Below are 20,082 nucleotides of genomic sequence, written 5' to 3'. Positions count from 1 at the left end.
AATGCCACGATTTATCAGTAAATCTTTGAAAAAGGTGGGCAGTTCTCCCGGCACACTGATTCACGTGGGGGAAATAAAAACCGAGCAATCCAGCCTTTCAATGCTGCATTTTGATGCCGAGACACACATCGAGCAACCATTGACCGATATTGGTGAGGCCACGTCCCTTTTAACTCCCGATGCCACGACTTGGATCAACGTGGTCGGTATTCAGGACATCGCCCTGATCGAGGATATCGGCAGGCACTATCACATTCATCCGTTGACATTAGAGGATATCCTCAACACAACACAGCGCCCCAAGGTGGAGTCGTTTGACGATTATCTGTTTATCGTCATCAAAATGCTCGAACACGACAAAGAAAAGGACAGTATTGTTTCCGAACAACTCAGCCTGGTACTAGGCAAAACGGTTCTCATCTCCTTTCAGGAAGATGAGGGTGATGTTTTCAATCCGGTGCGGGAACGGATTCGCAAAGGGAAAGGGCGAATCCGAAGCGCGGGTTGCGATTATCTGGCCTACGCCCTGATCGATGCCATTGTGGACAACTACTTTGTCATTCTGGAAAACGTGGGCCAGCGACTGGAAGCTGTGGAAGAAGCCATTGATAGTGATCTCGATGCCGATATCCTCGAAAAAATTCATACCATCCGACGCGAGCTGATTTATTTGCGCAAGCAGGTTTGGCCGATACGGGAAATTATCACCTATCTCCAAAAGGACGGCGCTCCATTGATCGGTGAAGCCACCGGGCCATTCCTTCGCGATGTTTACGACCACACGATCCAGGTAATCGATACCATTGAATCATTACGGGATATGCTGTCTGGAATGCAGGATCTTTATCTTTCCATCATCAGTAATCGTATGAACGAGGTGATGAAGGTATTGACCATCATTGCCACCATCTTCATACCGCTTTCCTTTATCGCCGGCATCTACGGTATGAACTTCAACCACATGCCGGAGTTGACCTGGCGCTGGGGATACCCGGCTGTATGGTTGCTGATTATCGGCATCGTGGCCATGATGATCGTTTTTTTTCGGCGAAAAAAATGGATCTGAGGATCATGAAAATACATCTCGTGCCCCATGATATAATCCTTCGAAAAACCATCCCTCTGTTCTTTGCCCTTTTTTCACTGATCGGCTGTGCGCTGATTACCATCATGGTTTTGTTGTACCAGTCTGAAATCACATCCAACCAGATCGAGCGCAATGGAAAATTGACGCAGGCCATTGCTATACAACATCATATACAATAACGGTCAGATCAGGACCGTCGACACCGCGAGCCTTCAGAACAAAGCCGGCCGATACTATTTTAAAGAATCAATTGCGCTTGATCGCGGTGCTATTTATGTCTCTCCCCTTGACTTGAATGTGGAAAATGGCGCCATCGAGCAACCATTAAAGCCCATGATTCGAGCGGCCACCCCCGTGTTTGACGAAAACAATCAAAAACGCGGCATTATCGTCATCAATTATCTAGCTGAAAAGCTGCTATCGGAGATACAGGATCATTGCGACAACAACTTGAGTGAGGTGATGTTGCTTAATTCGGCGGCGTATTGGCTGCTCAGTCCCAAGTCGCACCAAGCATGGGGATTTTTGATTGATGATCGACGTGACCATCGATTTTCCCTTCACTATCCAGAGGCGTGGCCGTTTATCTCCCACCACCCAAAAGGCCAGGTCAATACTCAAAACGGGCTGTTCGTGTTCAGCCGTATTTTTCCTTTGTTGGAAGGACGTTTTCCGCCGGTTGATGAATCTTTGGCAAACGAAACAGCCCCCAACCTGCCCGATCAATATTCCACCTACTACTGGATACTGATCCATCGTGTCTCGCCAGATCGTCTTGATTCTTTTAAAAATGCACTGGTTAAAAAATATTTATTTTTTTCGATCAGTCTTCTGATCATCATCGCCCCCGGGTCCTGGGTGATGGCCCTGGAAACGACACGTCGCAGGGCGCAAGACGCTCAACTCGCCAACCTGGCGATGGTTGATGCCTTGACCGGGCTGCCCAATCGCCGCGCATTTGTCGAAAGGCTTAACATGGACGTCGCGCGGAATAGTCGCCATGACCGTAAATTAGGATTGCTGTATATTGATATCGACGGATTCAAAGCGGTCAACGACACGAAAGGTCACGATGCCGGCGATGCCTTGCTTGTGGCCATTGGCGAGACCTTGCAGCAACATTTGCGAAAATCAGATATGGTCGCCCGCATCGGCGGAGATGAATTTGTCTGCATCCTTGCCGAAATCGATTCCATTGACGGAGCCCTTCAGGCCGGTAAAAATCTGCTGACGGCGTTAAGCCTTCCCATTGAAATTGATGCTGGAGAGGTTAAAATCGGGGCCAGCATCGGGGCGGCTGTTTTTCCGGACCATGCAACCGATGTCGACGCACTGGTCAAAGCCGCGGATGAGGCCATGTACCAAGCTAAAATCACGGGTAAAAACAACTGCGTTGCCGCACAGACGTGAGGACCATGCATGGCATGGATGGTCATTTTTTGATGATGGATGGCTCTCTGTCAGTACCATTTGGGTCTTTAGAGCCTGTTTGAGAATTCTGGATCAGGCCCGATAACAAGGCGGAAAGTGGCTCAAAAGCGGAGCATATATGTAATATGTGAGCATTTTGAGACACTTTCCAACGCCGTTAGCGGGCTTTAGACGGATTTATCAAACAGGCTCTTAGATTCGGCCTCGATTGTCTGGACCACAATGGTCTGTTGACGCACCGACCACCTGATATTGAAATCATAAAGCCGCATGCCAAATTCGGTTCTTCTCGATCCACTGCGCATGTAGGCGGGACGCGGATCGGCTTGCAGCACCTGTTCGATCAATTCACTCAATCCGGGATAGGTTTTCTCCAGTTCCATGCATGTCTGCCGGCTTTGATCGGTAAACTCAACCGTTAAGGATGGATGAGGCGGATCGGTAGCAAATCCGCCGCACGCCCGGGGGATCATATCCGCATAAGGCAGGTAGGGTTTGATATCAAGCACGGGGGTTTGATCGAGCAGGTCAATACCGGACAGGTATAATATCAGTTTGCCCTCCACCCGGCAGATCTTTGTAAGACCCACGGCGGACATGCCAATGGGATTGGGCCTGAACCCGGAGCGGGTGGCAAAGACGCCTGTTCGCCGATTGCCTCCCAGCCGGGGAGGACGAACCGTGGGCTGCCATTTACCGTTGGGAATGCCGTGAAAAACAAAAATCAGCCACACATGGGAAAAGGCCTCAAGCCCCTTGAAGGCCTCATCCTGGTCAAAAGGCGGCAAAATTTCCAGCGTTGCCTGGGCCGCCGCGACCAGCCCCGACTGCCTGGGAATGCCGAATTTTTCCTTGAAACAAGAGTGAATGATGCCGATAGGCTTTAAAATATAGGTTGAATCCATGAATAAGCTCCTGTAATGCTGCGCGACTGGATTTTATACAAGGGGTTGTAACACAGCCCCGCCCCCTTGAACAGAAGGTGCCGCATACTCGCATTTATCCTTGACAAGGGGTATCCTCTTCTCCAAAAATCAATAGGTTATTAGTCAGGCAGCCCGATGGATACAATAATAAATGGGAGACCAACCGATGTTCAATCCTGAAAAAATTCTCGGTGGACTAATTCGCAGCAGCACCCGGGGGAGTCGTGGTGGGCTTGGAAGCTTGCTATCCGGTGGTGTCGCACTAGGCGCACTGGGTGTGGCAATGGAAGCGGTTGAGCACTATATGAACAAATCGTCCTCAACAGCAACACCACCGCCCTTGCCCGGTGATCGGTCAGCACCGCCACCGCCACCACCCCCAAAATCAAGTGGACCAGGGCTAATGCCTCCACCGCCTCCCGCGGCATCCCAACCGAGCGAATCCTCGGAATCCGTGCTGCTGATTCGGGCCATGATCGCTGCAGCCAATGCCGACGGCGTCATCGATCAAACGGAACGTAATAATATTTTGGAGCGCCTGCAATCGGTTGAACTTACTCCGGAAGAGCATGCCTTCATTGCAAAAGAGCTGCTGGCGCCGGTCGAAATGGAAGCAATCGCGGCCGGTGTCACCACACCAGAGCTGGCCGAGCAGGTGTATACGGTGTCCCTCATGGCCATTGATGTGGATACCGATCAGGAGCGTCGCTATTTGGCTGCATTGGCCGATCGATTGGACCTGGATTCGGCAACGCTTGAACGCATTCACAACAGTCTGGAAAATCAATAAAATTGATTATCTATTGTCCGTCCGGAAATAGGCAAATTTGGTCGAGATCAAGGCGCCCGAAAAATTTAACCACAGGCATATGGTTGATATTCCGAGGATTAAATTTTTCGCGTAACGCCGATATCGGACAAATTGGCCATTTCCGGATGGACACTATCTATTAAAGGAGAGAACACAAATGAGCCAATGGTATCTGAGTTATGACGGCAATCAATTGGGCCCCATGGATCTATCCCAGGCCGTTGCCCAGGCCCAGAATAATCCCAACGGTTTTGCATGGCGGGACGGATTGGCCGAGTGGCAGCCCATCACCAGTATCGCCGAGCTCAATCCAGCGCCTGGCGTAGCCGTGCCCACCCCACCACCAGCGGCCGCTTCAGCGCAAACGCGGGCCGATGAAATCGACTACAAGGTTTTTGGTGCCGAGATGCAGTTTGTGGAAGTGGAACTGGATCCCGGAGAAAGCGCCGTTGCCGAAGCCGGGGCCATGATGTACAAAGATGCTTCAATCGACATGCAAACCGTTTTCGGCGACGGGTCGGCGCAGTCCGGGGAGGGTGGCTTCATGGACAAACTTCTGGGCGCCGGCAAACGGCTGCTTACCGGCGAAAGCCTTTTCATGACCGTGTTCACCCACACCGGTCAGGGCAAGGCCCACGTGGCATTTGGCGCCCCCTACCCGGGTAATATCATTCCTGTGCCCCTGCCCAGTGTTGACGGCTGCCTGATTTGTCAGAAGGACAGTTTTTTGTGTGCTGCCAAAGGGGTTTCCGTCGGCATCCATTTTCAGAAAAAGATTCTGACGGGCCTGTTTGGTGGAGAGGGGTTCATCATGCAGAAACTCGAGGGGGATGGAATGGTCTTTGTTCACGCCGGTGGTACGGTGATTGAGCGCCAGCTCAAGCCCGGAGAAGTTCTGGATGTGGACACCGGGTGTATTGTGGGCCTGGAGCAAACCGTCAATTTCGATATTCGCCAGGCAGGCAATATCAAAACGGCCCTGTTCGGTGGCGAAGGACTCTTTTTTGCCACCCTGCATGGTCCGGGCAAGGTTTGGCTGCAGTCCCTGCCCTTCTCACGGCTGGCTGGACGAATGCTCCAGGCCGCCCCCCAGCGCGGCGGCAGCCGCGGTGAAGGATCAATCTTGGGATCTCTGGGAGGCCTGCTGGACGGGGATAATAATTTTTAGTGCCTGTTTGAAACAACCAATCGTTGTCGTTGTCAGCGAAGCGGTTGTCGTTATCGATAAAAAAGCCGCCAACGACAACCGCTTCGCTGGCAACACGGATTCGAGGGAACGACCAAACGAAAAAGGATAGCGTGTCATCGTTTTCCTTAATCCCCCTCTTTTCGCAATTCGCCGCACAATCATATTCGCTATGATTATCACCGCGCAGCCAAACACGATTGCACCATCTTTAGCCGCCTCGAAAAAAACAGTGTGAAAAACCTGCTGCCATTGGGTGCTGTCCGTTGACCAATACACTTCAAACGGCCAGAAAAAAGATACCGGTGCCGTCGTAAAAAAATAATCGGCAAGGTTGTGTGAGAAAACAATGGCAACACAGGTTTTCCAACTTAAAAGCTGCGTTTTTTTGAGCCATAACGATACCTTGTAAACCGCATACCCACCCACCAAAGAAAATAGAATGCTGTGCGTCGGTCCCCGATGGAAAGCGCTGCCATTGTTTTGAAGGATAAGACCAAAAATCACATCGATGTCCGGCAAATTTGAGAGGACGACGATCAGCAACCCTACTTGCCAATTGATTGGCTGACGGTTGCCATCCAAAAAAATATTGTGTGTTGCGATTCCGATCGCAGCGTGACCGATTGGTAAGGGCATATTACCGATCTCCCTTTCGAATTTTATCTAATTAGTGCCCATCCACGAATGCCCAATTTTCCTATTTCTGGATGGACACTATCTAAACCCGGTTTCCGCACCAAACCGCCCCATAAAGCAAAATTCATGCACAAAATTCAATTTGATAATTTTTATTAAATTATCAAATATTTATAATTAATTTAACCGGCCGGAATAACAGCAAGGATATGAAAAATAGTTCCCATTTCCTCTACTGGTTTGGAATTGATTCGCTCGGAAACAATATGGGCGACCGGCCGGTCGCCCATGTATGGGGTATCAAATGCATATGCCATTTTGCAGCAATTGTAATTATGCCATGTCGACCTTTCCGATTACGAGCACCGCATAGCTTAAGCACGAGCACGACGGGTATTGGCGTTTTTCGTGCTCGTGCGCGTAATCGCAATCGATCATCTTAATCATTCTCAAAACTCATCAATCCGCCCTTGAGCATGCAGACCTCATTATATCCAACATTTTTCAAGTACCGCACCGCCAAGGGGGCTTGCTTGCCCTTGTAATCCACGACAATCACTTTTTTATCACCTGGAATTCGCTTATACCGTTTGCTGAGGTAAGCCAGGGGAATTTTGTGGATGTACCGTTTACGATATGTCGATGAAAGCGTTGCCATTTCATTGCTCAGATGCCTGGAAAAAAGGCCCATGGTGTAATGTTGGGGAATACGAATATCAACAACACAAAAATACCGCAGGTCTTTTTTGAATGTCGCGGCGTCGATCATCTCGATTTGACACATGGGCAGCGGGTCTGTTTTCTCGATTTCGTACCCGGCTGATTTCCAAGCCTTCATACCACCCGAAAAGGTACTGATATTTTTATACATGCAATTCACCGCCATACTGGCAGCCTCACGGAAGTACACTCACTTTTCACTAAGACAGTAGGTGACGATGGGCGTTCCCAGGTCCTTTGGCATCTTTTTTGACTGTATCATGGTGTGAAGCGGGACATTCACCGAGCCGGGGATGTGTCCCTCGTTGAATTCAATGTCGCTGAGCGGGTTAAGCAGAAACAGCGGCTGGTTTGAATCCAACATGACTTTGAGTTCCTGGGCAGACAGATCCCGTATCTCGCCCTGACTGACAAATGGTAAGCAAACAATCAAGAACACAACGATAAAAAGTAAACCCAAATACTTTGATTGGCTTTTCATAAGACTCTCCCACTTTGCTTGATGATGATAAAGATTACCATCTGAATCAAAGCGATTTTACACTTGATGAAAATATATCAGGAGCCATGGTGCACATGTTGATCGGCACCGTCATCGACAAATCACCTGATTTCGAAAAAAAGGGTTAGGAATTAACCCACACAATTGAGCCTGAAGGAGGTGAAGGGACAGAAAAAAACGTTGGCGGTTCAGCGGAATAGATGGCTTGGGTCCAGATTCAAAGCAGATTTAAGGTCTAAACGCACATGTCAAAAAGATATTTATAGCCTAACAACAAAAAAAATTCGTGTCAAGCCATATACATTGTGAAAGCAATAGGTTCCAGCCTTGATCGATGGAAACAAGGTGCCGCTTGAAAACAGCGGATCCGGTCGAATAAAATGGCGGAAAGGGAGCGGCAGATACTCCCTCCGGCCAATATCGTGACCGTGAATCCAAGCCATTATTTTTTTTTATTTTCTTTGGTCTTCAGCAGGGCTGCCAGATCCGCAAAGGGTTTATGGGAAAAGTCCGAATCCGTGTCATCCCTGGACACAGTACTGCTATTATCGTACGCTTCGGCAACCTCCAGGCGGCCATGCTCATTGTCATGGCAATAGATGCAAAGCAGTTCCCAGTTGCTGCCGTCAGGCGGATTGTTGTCGTGATTGTGATCCCGGTGGTGAACAGTCAATTCCCGTAACTGCTTGCCGCTGAATTCGCGACCGCACCGTCCGCAGACATGCGGAAACATTTTAAGGGCTTTCTCGCGGTAGGTATTTTCCCGCTCCCGCATGTGACGACGGGCATCGGCAACAACCTGGGACAATTGGCTTTTTTCTTTTTTCTTGGCTGACATTGCTTTCTCCTTATCGGCATTTTGCCTGCACCCTTATCCTGTTTTTTTTCGTTTTTAGACGGAGGCAGACGCATCAAAGGCATCCTTCGGGTAGGTAAAAACATTGATCCTTTCGCATTTTAATGAAGCATATCATAGCATTCGTGAACAGGGAGAACAAGAATCACCCTCCTTTGTGTTCAATTTACGATTGATTTTCATCCACACTAGGGTAAGGTACAAGTCGATCCACTAAACAGGCGTTCATATAATCATTTCTCTTCAACGACGACGATCCTTCTCTGACGACTATGGTAACGGAGCAGATTAACAATGTGCTGGGGCGGATTCCCATCCGTATTTTCCTGCCGGTGGTACTCACCGTTTTGCTCTTTATTCTGACTATTTTTTTGTTGATCTTACCTGAAATGCACGCCCGCCTGATGGAAGGCAAACGTGAAGTGATCCGAGAACTGGTGGCGTCAGCCTGGAGCAGCCTGAACGGCTACGCCAATCAGGAACGAGAAGGGGTATTGACCCGGGACGAAGCCCAGCGCCTGGCCCTTGATACGATTCGCAGCTTGCGTTACGGCGAGGATTTCAAGGATTATTTCTGGATCAATGACATGCGGCCCCGCATGATCATGCACCCCTATCGTACGGATTTGGAAGGAAAGGACATTTCCACGTTTACCGACCCGGCCGGCAAACGCCTGTTCGTCGAGTTTGTCGACATTGTACGCACCCAAGGCGCCGGTTATGTGGACTACCAATGGCAATGGATGGATGATCCAACCCGCATTGTTCCCAAAATTTCTTATGTAATGGGCTTTGCCCACTGGGGATGGATCATCGGCACGGGTATTTATGTGGAGGACGTCCATGCCCAGATATCCGCCATCACCCGCACCACGACCATGATTTGCCTTTTGATCCTGCTGATATTCATCGTTTTGTCCGTCCATATCGTCTGGCATGGCATGAAGGTCACCAGAGAAAAAAAACTGGCCCAAGCGCAGGCCCTGATTAAACAGGAACAGCTCTTTCAGGCCGCCAAGATGGTCTCTCTGGGCACCCTGATTTCCGGTGTGGCCCATGAAATCAACAATCCGATTACGTCGGTCATGCTGCATGCGCCCAGCCTGGCCCGCATGTGGGAGGCGATCCTGCCGATCCTTGACGACCATTATGAACAGCATGGCGATTTCGCCGTGGGCGCCACAGTCTTCAGCCGCATTCGTGACCGGATTCCTCAGATGCTAACGGGGATCACCGACGATGCACGGCGGGTCCGAGACATCGTCACGGATTTAAAGGACTTCGCCCGCGACAACCCTTCAGAGCATGAGGACCGGGTGGATTTAAACGATGTGGTTGACAAGGCCGTCAGCCTGACCAGCAACCTGGTTAACAAATCAACCAAGCATTTCATTCTGGACTGCGATCCGGCACTGCCCAGCTTTACCGGCAATGCCCAGCGCATCGAACAGGTCGTGATCAATCTGGTCGTCAATGCCTGCCAGGCCCTGCCGGACATCAATCGGTCGATCATCGTTACAACGGCTTTCAATCCCCAAGTAAAACGCATTGAACTGATCGTCAAAGATCAAGGCGTAGGGATCGATGAGGCCGCGCTGAAACAAATTATGGATCCATTTTTCACCACACGCCGCGAAAGTGGCGGAACCGGCCTGGGGCTGTCGATCTCCGATCGTATCGTTCGCGACCATGGTGGTCAGATGCGTTTTGAGTCTCAACCGGGTGAGGGTACGACGGTACGCGTCACCTTTCCATACGGAGAAAAAGCCCCAACGCAAGGAGGTTAAAAAATCATCGCATGACTATTTCCCCGCACCCGCCGAATCCGATCATGATTGTAGATGATGAAGCGTCCATCTTGCTGGCGATTGATACAGCCCTGCAGCTTGCAGGAATCAACAATACCATCACCTGTGAGGACAGCCGCCAAGTGATGGATCTGATGGCCGATCAACCGATCGAGGCTATGCTGCTGGATTTAAATATGCCGCATATCGACGGTCACCGACTGCTGGACGAAATCCGAAAGGAGTATCCTGATATTCCGGTAATTATCGTTACCGGCGCCGTTGATGTGGAAACCGCCGTGCGCTGTATCAAGGCCGGCGCGTTTGATTATATTGTCAAGCCGGTGGAAACGGATCGCCTGATTACGGCCGTCAACCGGGCCCTGTCTTTTCAAGAACTCAAACGTGAAAATCAATCGCTTCGCCGACATATGCTTCATTCGGATCTGGAGCACCCGGATGTATTCAAAAACATTGTCACCGACAATAAAAAAATGCTGACTATTTTTCATTACGTGGAGTCCATTGCCACGACATCCCAGCCGGTGCTGATTCGCGGAGAAACCGGTGTGGGCAAGGAGCTGATTGCCCGCACCATCCATGAGCTGAGCGGCCTGAAAGGAAAATTTGTGGCCGTCAATGCCGCCGGCCTGGATGACACGGTGTTCTCCGATACCCTTTTTGGCCACGTGAAAGGGGCCTTCACCGGAGCCGACACCCCACGCGGCGGGCTTATCGAACAGGCCAATGACGGTACATTGTTTCTGGATGAAATTGGCGATCTGACCCAGGCGTCCCAGGTCAAACTGTTGCGTCTTTTACAGGAGGGAGAATATTTTGCGCTGGGATCCGACGCCCCCCGTACGGCCAACACCCGTATCATCGCCGCCACCAACCAAAATCTTTCCGAGCTTTTAAATGAGGGACGATTTCGCAAGGATTTGAACTACCGTCTGCGAACCCACCGCATCTATATTCCACCACTTCGGGAACGGCTGGATGATATTCCGCTTCTGCTCGATCATTTTTTGACCTTGGCAGCCTCACGGCTTGACAAACCAACGCCGGTGGTACCGCGGGAACTGGTGCCGCTGCTTTCCGCGTATTCCTATCCAGGCAACATCCGGGAACTGGAAGCCATGGTGTTTGACGCCGTCAGTCGCTACCGCACCGGCGTACTATCGCTGGATTCCTTTAATATCCATATTCACGGGGAACACTCCCAAACAGACCTGTCGCTGCCGCCCGGGGGGGAAACGCACGGCGATCCGCCGATCACCTTTTCCTATCGCCTGCCAACCATCAAGGAAGCGACCAACCTGTTGATTGACGAGGCGTTGCGCCGAAGCGACGGAAACCAATCCAAGGCGGCCAGGATACTGGGTATTTCCCAACAGGCATTGAGCAAACGGTTGAAAAACATAAAAAACAGCAGTTAACCCCTTCATTTGGAAAATCCATACAACTTTTGTTGTATATACAAAGAAGATTGTATTCCGGTGATTTCTTGGTAATCCACGCTCAAAATCAAGGCGTATGCAAAGATACCGGCAAATTCGCGATTGAAAATCACAACTTAGGTTGTATTCATCCATATCCTCATCAACCGCTTGGATTTAATAAAAACTCAAGAAAAAACAGAATATTATGAATTTTCCAAACAATTGGCATGGGTATTGATAATTACGGAATAATATCTGAAGTCGCTTCATTTCTTATAAACTATTTAATGAATTGAATTCATTAACAACATATGAAAGTAAAACGGGGGAGATATTATATGGTCTCAGAAATGGTACCATTTCTCTTCGATAATCAATCTATCAGTCACGATTTTATCAACTCCTTATCCTCGGTCCGATCGCTGTCAGAGCTTCTGGTGGAAAACCCGGGGTTGGATGATAATGATCGAATGCGCTTCCTGAACATCATCCACGAGGAAACAGAACGGCTGATGCGTCTTCTGGTTGATCTGAGGCCGTCCCTGGAAGTTCCGGAGTCTCTGTAGAAAAAAACATTGGGTGCGCTTTTTTTAAAATACAATCGAACCATCAAACAACAATGAAAGGATCAAACCGACCATTGGCACCGCCTGAACTTAAAGCAAGTGGTGCCGGTGGACTGAAAATAGACTCTCGTGGCCCGAATCGGGATCCAGGAAACCGCCCACCTCCTGTGCAAAAATCCTGTTGGTGACCGGCGTCATTCTATGCATGATGATCCTGCCGCTTAAGGGGGCTTAGCAAAGCGAGCATCCCTTAACGGGTTTTTCATAGAAAAGATTGCGCTTACCAGGGCCAACCCGTCGGTATTCATTTGCCCCCCCACCATCTTTTGGAGCTCGAAACTGGCCCTTTCGAATTTCAAAACCGGTGGAAGGCTTTTGAAAGACGGGTGCACCAAAGATCGCTTTGGCTATGGCCCAGCCGGAGCGATCTTTTCTTTTGGACAATTTCGTACCACCAGACAAAGGCCTGTTTATCACCCGCCTTTTTAGTGAGATAATTCCGTCCGGCATGCATGGCCGCTGACAAAACGACCAGCACAATGGCAAATATCGTCATAAGATCGCTAATACCGGGATCTTTTTCATGCGCTGCGAATCCTGCGGTAGTCGTTGTGAATGTTCAACAGCACCGGCCTTTACAACCTGTCAGGAAAATTTCCACTGCCGATGCCCTCCAACTCAAAATCCCCTTACTTTCTAAGGTCTTAATATGGCATTGAAGTTGCTGTGTATAATTACCATCCCTTGATACCGGCCCAGTACGTCAAGGAAAACACATTCTGTCATATTGCAGCATCCGGAAAGGAGGTCATATGACACTATCTCCCTGTCGGAATTGTCCCAAGCGGCACCAAGATAAAAACCGCTGCCTTGAAACCTGCGAATTGATCAACCGTGTGCAGACCTTTCAAATCCTACATCGCGAATACACCGGTTGCTCTGCTGTTGATGCGGCAGATGAAGGGCGCTACCAAGTCATGGCCCCTTTTGATCTCACGCTATCGAGTGCGAGCAGCCTTTCGTTTTAAGGGCGCAGAAAAAAAACGCGGTTCTCCAGAAAGCGCAAGTTGGAGACAATTCATCCCAAGTGCCATATGAGACGCATGGTCATGATTCGGCCATATCAGGCCAACGATCGTTCCAGGGCCTGGTTTTCTCATAGGCTCTGGCAGCCTGCAGGACCCGTTGATCACAAAGGCGGGGCCCGATGATTTGCAGCCCGACCGGCAATCCATCGGTGGTCAACCCGGCCGGCACCGAGGCCGCTGGACTGCCGGACAGATTGAACGGGTAGGTAAACGCCACCGCCCCCAAGAGCGGAATGGGGTGCCCGTCGATTTCTGCCGGTGGCGGTCCACCGGCGGCAAAGGCTGCGGTGGGCATGGTGGGCGTCAGCAATAGATCGTGCGTTTCGAACAACGTATTCAGGATCTGATTGAGCCCTGCCCGATCCTTTTGAATGGTTGTGAGTTCCGCCACCGTCAGTTTGCGGGTCTTCTCCACCGTACGGGCCAGTGTGCGGCCCAGCTGATCCCGGCAACGCTCGAGCAAATCGCCCACCTGGGCAAAAATATCCGTGCAGATCAGCTGTGTCCACACGTCTCCCATATCCGGCAGGCTGCCACTGTACACGTCCACCGAATGGCCCATGGCTTCAAAAGCATGCACCGCCTTCTCGACGCGCAGCGCCACCTCTTTTTGTACCCGGGCATAGCCCAGATCCGGACTGAAAGCAATTTTCAATCGGTCCGGCAAATGATCCAGACCGGCCAGAAAGGGTTGCTGCGGTGTGGGCAGCGAATAAGGATCTTGCGGATGACTGCCGATGGCGCAATCCATATACATGGCTGCATCGCGTACCGTACGGGTCAGTGGGCCGGCAACAATCATTGCACTGTAACTGATAAATGGCGACGGTCCCATCGGTATTCTGCCAAAGGAGGGTTTAAAGCCAAAACACCCCGAGTAGGATGCTGGAATTCGAATGGAACCACCAGCATCGGAACCCGTACACAGGGTCACCAGACCACCGGCGATGGCGGCAGCAGAGCCGCCGCTGGAGCCACCCGGCGTTCGTTCCAGGTTCCATGGATTGCGGGTGACGCCATGCAGCCTGTTCTTTGTGAAACCGGTAAAACCGAATTCCGGTGTGTTGGTCTTGCCCACCACAATGGCACCGGCCGCCTTGAGCCGGGCCACCTGAATGGAATCCCTTTTGGCCACGTTGTCTTTGAATGGAATCGAGCCGTAGCTGGTAACCATGCCGGCCACGTCTTCAAGATCCTTGACACCAATGGGAAGCCCGGCCAGGGGCCCCACATCCTCTCCCCTTTCGATCCGGTCGGCCATCATGCGCGCCTCGGCAAGTGCGGTTTCCGGTTGCAAGGCCACGAAAGCATTCAGGCTTGGATTGCGCCGGTCGATGCGCTCGAGGGTTTCACGCATCAGGTCCACTGGCGACAATTCACCATTACGCATAGAAAGGGCCAGTTTCCAGGCCGGATGATCACAGATGGAGGTCATGATGGGGCTCCTTTGGATAAGGAATCGATTTCATCCTTCACATTGATGAATATCATTCAGTTAATAGGAGGCCTAAAAACACTTGACAACACTATAGCCGTACAATAAGTCTCCCGACAAGAAACATTCGATGCATATGTTTCTTATGTAGAAACCTCCAGTCAAGGCAACCTTTTTTCCATTTTCTCCTTTTTTAATATGAGACCTTGACCCATCCCGATCTGGAAAAGAAAATGGAACCCTATCTTTTGACAATTCCCGCCAGCTCAACAAAAATCGCTATTTTTCAACATGAAGGAGAAGAGATGTTGCTGGTGGTGGAAGGCACGATTCACTTTTATTACGATGGAAAGGAATCGAACTATCGATGAACCCACCAACCTCCCATAAGGCCATTATCACCGCAGCCGTCACCGGCGCGATTCATACACCGGCCATGTCGCCCCATCTGCCCATCACGCCTGAGCAATTGATCGACGATATCATGAGTGTCTACGAGGCCGGCGGTGCCGTGGCGCACCTGCATGTCCGTGATCCCGAAACCGGCCAGCCCAAAGCGGATCAGGCCATTTTCAGGGAAGTGGTCAGTGAAGTAAAACGCCGCTGCGACATCGTCATCTGCGCCACCACCGGCGGCAGCCTGGGGGATACAGTGGAAAACCGCGGCAAGGTGATCGCAACCCTGCAGCCGGAACTTGCCTCCCTGAATGCCGGATCAATGAATTTCGCCCTGTTTCACGTGCTTCCCAAGTATGAAGGAAAGTGGAAATACGAGTGGGAAAAACAATACCTGGGGGCTACCGAGGATTTCATTTTTCCCAACACCTTTTATACCATGCGCGAATTCATCAAGCTGATGGAGAAAAACGGCACCAAGCCAGAGTTTGAAATCTACGATGTGGGCATGATCAACAATCTTGCCTATCTGATCAATACCGGCCATATCCAAACACCGGTTTATCTTCAGTTCGTATTGGGTATTTTGGGCGGCATTCCCGCCACCGTGGAGAACCTGGTTTATCTGGTACAGACCGCCCGCCAGCAAATCGGCGATTTCCAGTGGTCGGTTTGCGCGGCCGGACGCACACAGTTTGCCATGACCACGCATGCTCTGCTCATGGGCGGTCACGCCCGGGTCGGCCTTGAGGACAACCTCTATCTGGTCAAAGGGGTACTGGCCAAAAGCAGCGGAGAGCAGGTGGCCAAATTGAAACGGATCGCCGGTGAACTGGGTATTGAAACCGCCACGCCTGCCGAGGCTCGGCAGATCCTGGGACTCAAAGGGCTGGACCAGGTGGCCTATTAACCCACCTGGCTTCATCCTAATTGACCTATTTCTGACCAGAGATTAAAATGTAAACTGTCCTTATTTTTCTACCATCATTAACGATCCCAAAATGAAACCATTCTCTGTAAATAAGGGGGGAGACACCGCATGAACAATCCCAAAAAGCTCTGGCAACCCAGCGAAGCGTTTGTTCAGCAATCGAACATGATGCGTTTCATGACCGAGGTCAACCAGCAATACGGTCTGTCCTTGTCCGATTACCACCAGCTTTGGCAGTGGTCCGTCGACAATATCCCTGAGTTCTGGGCTAAGTTTTGGGAGTTTGCCGACATCATCGCCAACAAACCCTATGATCAGGTGGTCGATGATCCTACCAAAATGCCCGGCGCCCGCTGGTTTCCCGGCGCCCAGTTGAACTTTGCCGAAAACCTGTTGCGTCACCTGGATGACCACCCGGCACTGATCTTCAAGGGTGAGGGACAGCCCATCCAAAAATACACCTATGCCCAACTGTACGATGAAGTCAGCCGCATGGCCCAGGCGTTTGTGGCGGCCGGTGTTCAGAAAGGCGACCGCGTGGCCGGGTTCATGCCCAATATGCCCCAGACCATCATCGGTATGCTGGCTGCCGTGAGTATTGGCGCCATCTGGTCTTCCTCCTCTCCGGACTTTGGGATCAAGGGCGTGCTGGACCGTTTCGGCCAGATCGAACCCAAGGTGCTCATCACGGCCGACGGCTACTTTTACAATGGCAAGTCGTTTGACAGTCTGGAACGGGTGAGTGGTATTCTCAAACAGCTGCCCAAGGTCGAAAAAGTCGTTGTCGTCGGCTACACCCGCAAGCAACCCGATCTGACCGGTGTGCCCAATGCCGTGTCATGGGATGAATTTCTGGCCCCCTATGCTCCGGCCGAAATCACCTTCGCGCAGGTACCGGCCGAGCATCCGTTGTATGTCATGTACAGCTCTGGCACCACCGGCAAACCCAAGTGCATGGTCCAAAGCCATGTGGGAATTCTCACCAACCAGCTCAAAGAGCATATCCTGCATTGCGACCTGAGACGCGATGATGTTCTCTTCTACTTCACCACCTGCGGCTGGATGATGTGGAACTGGCTGGTCTGCGGCCTGGGCGTGGGTGCTACCCTGGTACTTTACGATGGGTCACCGTTCCATCCCGGCCCGGAGGTATTGTGGAAACTGGCCGAGGCGGTGGGCATGACCATCTTCGGTACCAGCGCCCGCTATATCGCCGCCCTGGACGAAGCCGGGTATAAGCCGGGTAGCGACTGCAATCTGGAGAAACTGCGCATGATCTGCTCCACCGGCTCACCCCTGGCCGTGTCCGGCTTCGAGTACGCCTATCGCGAAATTAAGGCCGATATGCAGTTGGCCTCCATCAGCGGCGGCACCGACCTCAACGGCTGTTTCGCCCTGGGCACGCCCATGCTGCCGGTTCACGCCGGAGAACTGCAGGGACGCGGGCTGGGCCTGAATGTGTTTGCTTATGATGATAACGGCCAGCCGGTATACGATCAAACCGCCGAACTGGTCTGCACACGGGCGTTTCCCAGCATGCCGATCTACTTTTGGAACGATGAAGACGGTCAGCGCTACCAAAACGCCTATTTCAACCGATACCCCGGCATATGGACCCACGGTGATTTTATCAGCATCAACAGCCAAACCAAGGGCATCATCATGTACGGCCGCAGTGACGCCACCCTCAATCCCGGCGGGGTGCGTATCGGTACCGCCGATATCTACAACGCCCTGGAACATGTGGCCGAAGTCGCCGACAGTGTGGTGATCGGTCAGCAGTGGCAGGACGATGTACGCGTGGTGCTGTTCGTCACATTGGCCAAAGGCGACGCCCTGGACGAAGCGCTGATTAAAAAAATCAAAACCACCATCCGTGAAACCTGCAGCCCGCGGCATGTACCGGCCAAGGTCATACAGGTGGACGAAATTCCCTACACCATCAATATGAAAAAAGTCGAACTGGCCGTGCGCAACGTGATTCACGGCCAGCCGGTAACCAACCGCGATGCGCTGGCCAACCCGGACTGCCTCGACCAATACGAGGGCCTGGAGGAATTGAAACGATAGTGCCGCCAAAGCCTGCCGGACGGTTGCGGCCATCCGGCAGGATCACCCCCCCGAGGTCGACCATTTTTCAATCGATTGATGAAATTTGTGCTGAACACCTTCAGAATTACAATTGCTGGTGAGGCGCCTACCCACTTGAAACAAAGGCAAAAATCATTTACAGTCTTTCTGCTCATTTTCTCCAGTGTCACCACGTTTCCCTTATGGGCCATGAGTGACAAGTAAATTAACCACACGAGATCAATGACAAAACGGTTTTGTTCAATGGGAATGACTATCGGTTTTGACGAACGGCTCTGTAAAATGGCAGGCAAAAAATGAGTCCTGCCAATGAAGACGATATTCCATTGTTAAGGCGCTTGGATCAACCCTGGAACGTTAATGGTTCATTTGGCAAGGATAAATACAGGTTCTTTTTCAATCGCTCGATGGATGAGCTGTTCAGCTAATGCGAATTGGAGTTGAATGTTAACAATGGCTAGGCAACACGCTGAATACCAGGGCACGGAAAACGCTCAAAGAAAATATACCCATCCACTCGACTATGATTGGATGAAGAGCTTTAATAGCGTATCTGCGGTGCTTGACTTTGGATGTGGCTACGGACGCCTGACACCTAAATTAATTGATTACGGTTTTTCCACGGTCGTTGGTTACGATATCAGTGTACCATTGATCCATCAGGCATTTTTTGAGAACTCTGAAACATCTTCTAATAATGAGCTACTTCAGTTGACAAGAAGCTCATTTGACCTGGTTATCTGTTTTGCCCTGTTTGGGTCCTGCCCGTCGGTAGATGATCAATTGAAACTGGCCGCATTTATCAGCAACCATACGAATCCTAACGCCTATCTTTATATCAGCGATTATGAAACGGTTGATAATCCAAATTTTAAAGATCTTTATGAACAAAGACAATTGGATACTTATGGCTGCTTCGAGTCCTCAGGTAAAATATTTCGTCATCACGAACCCGGCCACTTCGAAAACCTTTTTTTCGATTGGGAAAAACTCAAAGATAGGCCCTTGCCAAGCACGAATTCAAACGGGGGCCAGATAACCATCCACCAGTATCTTTTCCAAAAAAGAAATTGACTGTCTTCACCGGTGTTTTACACGGCCTTTTTGCCCTCCTCAATTTCATTTGGTAAATTCATATGAAAGCAATCCTGAACAACCAATATGGACCTCCGGATGTTCTTAAATTCCAAGAAGTAAAAACGCCCTCTCCAGAAAACAATGAAGTCCTGGTCAAAGTGCATGCGGCATCCATCAATTGGATAGGACAAGTTGAGCCAGGACAACACGTGCTGATCAATGGTACGGGTGGTGGTGTGGGAACCTTTGCCATTCAGATGGCCAAAGCATCTGGCGCTGAAGTGACTGGTGTGGACAGCACAGACAAATTGAATATCATACAGCTTCTTGGTGCCGATCATGCCATTGACTACACCCAAGAAAATTTTACAAAAAACAAAAACCGGTTATCGATCGATGCTATCCGTTAGAGGAGACCGCAAACGCCTTCAGGTATTTTGGAAAGGGTCGTTTCAAAGGAAAGGTGGTTATCCGTTTAGCGTAATCAAGCCCATCATGGAGAGAGAAAAATGTCCATTTTAGAAATTGGATGTTGCGGCGCATATTGTAAAACATGCCCTGAGTTAAGAAATGGCCGCTGCAAGGGCTGCAAGATTGGCTATAAGGATGGCAAAAGAGATATCGCCAAAGCCAGGTGCAAAATGAAAGTTTGTTGCATCGGAAAAAATCTGAACACCTGTGCAGATTGTGAGAGTTATGCCACATGCGAAATAATTCAAGGTTTCTATGGCAAAAAAAGCTACAAATATAAAAAATACGAAGAAGCAACACGGTTTATCAGAGAAAACGGCTATGCGCGTTTTATGGAAACGGCCGACGGATGGAAAAATCAGTATGGAAAGTATGATTAGATGGCACACAATATAGAACCACGCATAGAAATCCTCACCCCCAAAAAGCTGATCGGCATACACATGATTCTGAGCAAGCACGGCAGCCAGAACCATGCAGCATATCTTCGGGCAATGGCTGCCGAACGCCTCATATTCCCTGGACAACCGGGAACACTTTGAAATCCTGCCTGCTGGTTACAGTCCTGTTGACCCAAATGCGACAGAGGAAATTTGGGTTCCTGTTAAGCAGAAGTAATCGCACTTAAACAATCCACTAT

General features: G+C 50.5%; 24 protein-coding genes. 18 read left to right on the top strand and 6 right to left on the bottom strand.

The genetic code is table 11. From position 1 onward, the window contains the following. Position 1: 1 nt before the first annotated feature. From corA to Dvar_RS01170, 3 genes are read left to right on the top strand one after another with little or no spacing between them, the layout of a single operon-like run. The gene (gene corA, locus Dvar_RS01180) at positions 2–1,066 is read left to right on the top strand and encodes a magnesium/cobalt transporter CorA (protein ID WP_419659897.1); all 1,065 of its coding nucleotides are present in this window, start codon (positions 2–4) and stop codon (positions 1,064–1,066) included. A gap of 5 nt (positions 1,067–1,071) precedes the next feature. Further along, positions 1,072–1,266 (top strand): hypothetical protein, encoded by a 195-nt coding sequence (locus Dvar_RS01175; protein ID WP_419659896.1) that lies wholly within the window; start codon positions 1,072–1,074, stop codon positions 1,264–1,266. After that, the gene (locus tag Dvar_RS01170) at positions 1,241–2,497 is read left to right on the top strand and encodes a diguanylate cyclase domain-containing protein (protein WP_419659895.1); all 1,257 of its coding nucleotides are present in this window, start codon (positions 1,241–1,243) and stop codon (positions 2,495–2,497) included. The genes Dvar_RS01175 and Dvar_RS01170 overlap by 26 nt, the downstream gene beginning before the upstream one ends. A gap of 188 nt (positions 2,498–2,685) precedes the next feature. Here Dvar_RS01170 and tsaA read toward each other — a convergent pair whose 3' ends face one another. After that, on the bottom strand, positions 2,686–3,423 hold the full coding sequence (gene tsaA / locus Dvar_RS01165; protein WP_419659894.1) for a tRNA (N6-threonylcarbamoyladenosine(37)-N6)-methyltransferase TrmO: 738 nt from the start codon (positions 3,421–3,423) through the stop codon (positions 2,686–2,688). Positions 3,424–3,595: 172 nt separating this feature from the next. Between tsaA and Dvar_RS01160 the strand changes: the two genes are divergently transcribed. Both Dvar_RS01160 and Dvar_RS01155 read left to right on the top strand, forming a co-directional pair. Beyond that, positions 3,596–4,234: a tellurite resistance TerB family protein gene (locus Dvar_RS01160; RefSeq protein WP_419659893.1), complete on the top strand. Its 639-nt coding sequence runs from the start codon at positions 3,596–3,598 to the stop codon at positions 4,232–4,234. Between the two features lie 178 nt (positions 4,235–4,412). Next, positions 4,413–5,423: a TIGR00266 family protein gene (locus tag Dvar_RS01155; protein WP_419659892.1), complete on the top strand. Its 1,011-nt coding sequence runs from the start codon at positions 4,413–4,415 to the stop codon at positions 5,421–5,423. On the opposite strand, the gene Dvar_RS01150 is transcribed toward Dvar_RS01155, so the two are convergent. The 4 genes from Dvar_RS01150 to Dvar_RS01135 all read right to left on the bottom strand — a co-directional run bounded on the left by Dvar_RS01150 (position 5,373) and on the right by Dvar_RS01135 (position 8,077). Further along, positions 5,373–6,080 carry a metal-dependent hydrolase gene (locus Dvar_RS01150; RefSeq protein WP_419659891.1) on the bottom strand — a complete coding sequence of 236 codons (708 nt, stop codon included), beginning with the start codon at positions 6,078–6,080 and terminating at the stop codon, positions 5,373–5,375. The genes Dvar_RS01155 and Dvar_RS01150 overlap by 51 nt on opposite strands. Positions 6,081–6,519: 439 nt before the next feature. Beyond that, complete coding sequence (locus tag Dvar_RS01145) at positions 6,520–6,951, bottom strand: rhodanese-like domain-containing protein (RefSeq protein WP_419659890.1); 432 nt, start codon at positions 6,949–6,951, stop codon at positions 6,520–6,522. Positions 6,952–6,990: 39 nt separating this feature from the next. Then, positions 6,991–7,281, bottom strand: a complete 291-nt coding sequence (locus Dvar_RS01140; protein ID WP_419659889.1) for a rhodanese-like domain-containing protein — start codon at positions 7,279–7,281, stop codon at positions 6,991–6,993. A 463-nt stretch (positions 7,282–7,744) separates the two neighbouring features. Continuing rightward, the gene (locus Dvar_RS01135) at positions 7,745–8,077 is read right to left on the bottom strand and encodes a YajD family HNH nuclease (RefSeq protein ID WP_419664054.1); all 333 of its coding nucleotides are present in this window, start codon (positions 8,075–8,077) and stop codon (positions 7,745–7,747) included. A gap of 353 nt (positions 8,078–8,430) precedes the next feature. Here Dvar_RS01135 and Dvar_RS01130 point away from each other — a divergent pair, with 353 nt between their 5' ends. The 4 genes from Dvar_RS01130 to Dvar_RS01115 all read left to right on the top strand — a co-directional run bounded on the left by Dvar_RS01130 (position 8,431) and on the right by Dvar_RS01115 (position 12,981). Beyond that, positions 8,431–9,945 (top strand): cache domain-containing protein, encoded by a 1,515-nt coding sequence (locus Dvar_RS01130; RefSeq protein WP_419659888.1) that lies wholly within the window; start codon positions 8,431–8,433, stop codon positions 9,943–9,945. A gap of 11 nt (positions 9,946–9,956) precedes the next feature. Continuing rightward, on the top strand, positions 9,957–11,384 hold the full coding sequence (locus tag Dvar_RS01125) for a sigma-54-dependent transcriptional regulator (RefSeq protein WP_419659887.1): 1,428 nt from the start codon (positions 9,957–9,959) through the stop codon (positions 11,382–11,384). A gap of 341 nt (positions 11,385–11,725) precedes the next feature. Then, a complete protein-coding gene (locus tag Dvar_RS01120; protein WP_419659886.1) occupies positions 11,726–11,953 on the top strand; it encodes a histidine kinase dimerization/phospho-acceptor domain-containing protein in 228 nt (75 codons plus the stop codon). Positions 11,954–12,765: 812 nt separating this feature from the next. Further along, the gene (locus Dvar_RS01115; protein WP_419659885.1) at positions 12,766–12,981 is read left to right on the top strand and encodes a hypothetical protein; all 216 of its coding nucleotides are present in this window, start codon (positions 12,766–12,768) and stop codon (positions 12,979–12,981) included. Positions 12,982–13,060: 79 nt separating this feature from the next. Here the strand turns inward: Dvar_RS01115 and Dvar_RS01110 are convergent, their stop codons facing one another. Next, positions 13,061–14,476: an amidase gene (locus tag Dvar_RS01110; RefSeq protein ID WP_419659884.1), complete on the bottom strand. Its 1,416-nt coding sequence runs from the start codon at positions 14,474–14,476 to the stop codon at positions 13,061–13,063. A 233-nt stretch (positions 14,477–14,709) separates the two neighbouring features. On the opposite strand from Dvar_RS01110, the gene Dvar_RS01105 reads away from it, so the two are divergent. The 9 genes from Dvar_RS01105 to Dvar_RS01065 all read left to right on the top strand — a co-directional run bounded on the left by Dvar_RS01105 (position 14,710) and on the right by Dvar_RS01065 (position 20,060). Then, positions 14,710–14,847, top strand: coding sequence for a cupin domain-containing protein (locus Dvar_RS01105; RefSeq protein WP_419659883.1), 138 nt, complete (start codon positions 14,710–14,712; stop codon positions 14,845–14,847). After that, positions 14,844–15,782 (top strand): 3-keto-5-aminohexanoate cleavage protein, encoded by a 939-nt coding sequence (locus Dvar_RS01100; RefSeq protein WP_419659882.1) that lies wholly within the window; start codon positions 14,844–14,846, stop codon positions 15,780–15,782. The genes Dvar_RS01105 and Dvar_RS01100 overlap by 4 nt, the downstream gene beginning before the upstream one ends. 129 nt (positions 15,783–15,911) lie before the next feature. Next, positions 15,912–17,873, top strand: a complete 1,962-nt coding sequence (locus Dvar_RS01095; RefSeq protein WP_419659881.1) for an acetoacetate--CoA ligase — start codon at positions 15,912–15,914, stop codon at positions 17,871–17,873. 474 nt (positions 17,874–18,347) lie between these two features. Next, a complete protein-coding gene (locus tag Dvar_RS01090; protein ID WP_419659880.1) occupies positions 18,348–18,968 on the top strand; it encodes a class I SAM-dependent methyltransferase in 621 nt (206 codons plus the stop codon). A 62-nt stretch (positions 18,969–19,030) separates the two neighbouring features. Further along, positions 19,031–19,381: a zinc-binding dehydrogenase gene (locus Dvar_RS01085; RefSeq protein ID WP_419659879.1), complete on the top strand. Its 351-nt coding sequence runs from the start codon at positions 19,031–19,033 to the stop codon at positions 19,379–19,381. Next, the gene (locus Dvar_RS01080) at positions 19,360–19,455 is read left to right on the top strand and encodes a hypothetical protein (protein ID WP_419664053.1); all 96 of its coding nucleotides are present in this window, start codon (positions 19,360–19,362) and stop codon (positions 19,453–19,455) included. The genes Dvar_RS01085 and Dvar_RS01080 overlap by 22 nt, the downstream gene beginning before the upstream one ends. A gap of 25 nt (positions 19,456–19,480) precedes the next feature. Then, positions 19,481–19,822, top strand: a complete 342-nt coding sequence (locus Dvar_RS01075; RefSeq protein ID WP_419659878.1) for a hypothetical protein — start codon at positions 19,481–19,483, stop codon at positions 19,820–19,822. Beyond that, entirely contained in the window at positions 19,823–19,984 is a 162-nt protein-coding gene (locus Dvar_RS01070) for a hypothetical protein (RefSeq protein WP_419664253.1), read from the top strand. Further along, on the top strand, positions 19,917–20,060 hold the full coding sequence (locus tag Dvar_RS01065; RefSeq protein WP_419659877.1) for a GyrI-like domain-containing protein: 144 nt from the start codon (positions 19,917–19,919) through the stop codon (positions 20,058–20,060). The genes Dvar_RS01070 and Dvar_RS01065 overlap by 68 nt, the downstream gene beginning before the upstream one ends. Positions 20,061–20,082 lie beyond the last annotated feature (22 nt).

Source organism: Desulfosarcina variabilis str. Montpellier (assembly GCF_048565275.1).
In the GTDB taxonomy this organism is placed as follows: domain Bacteria; phylum Desulfobacterota; class Desulfobacteria; order Desulfobacterales; family Desulfosarcinaceae; genus Desulfosarcina; species Desulfosarcina variabilis.
This window is presented reverse-complemented; position numbering and strand designations above follow the sequence as displayed.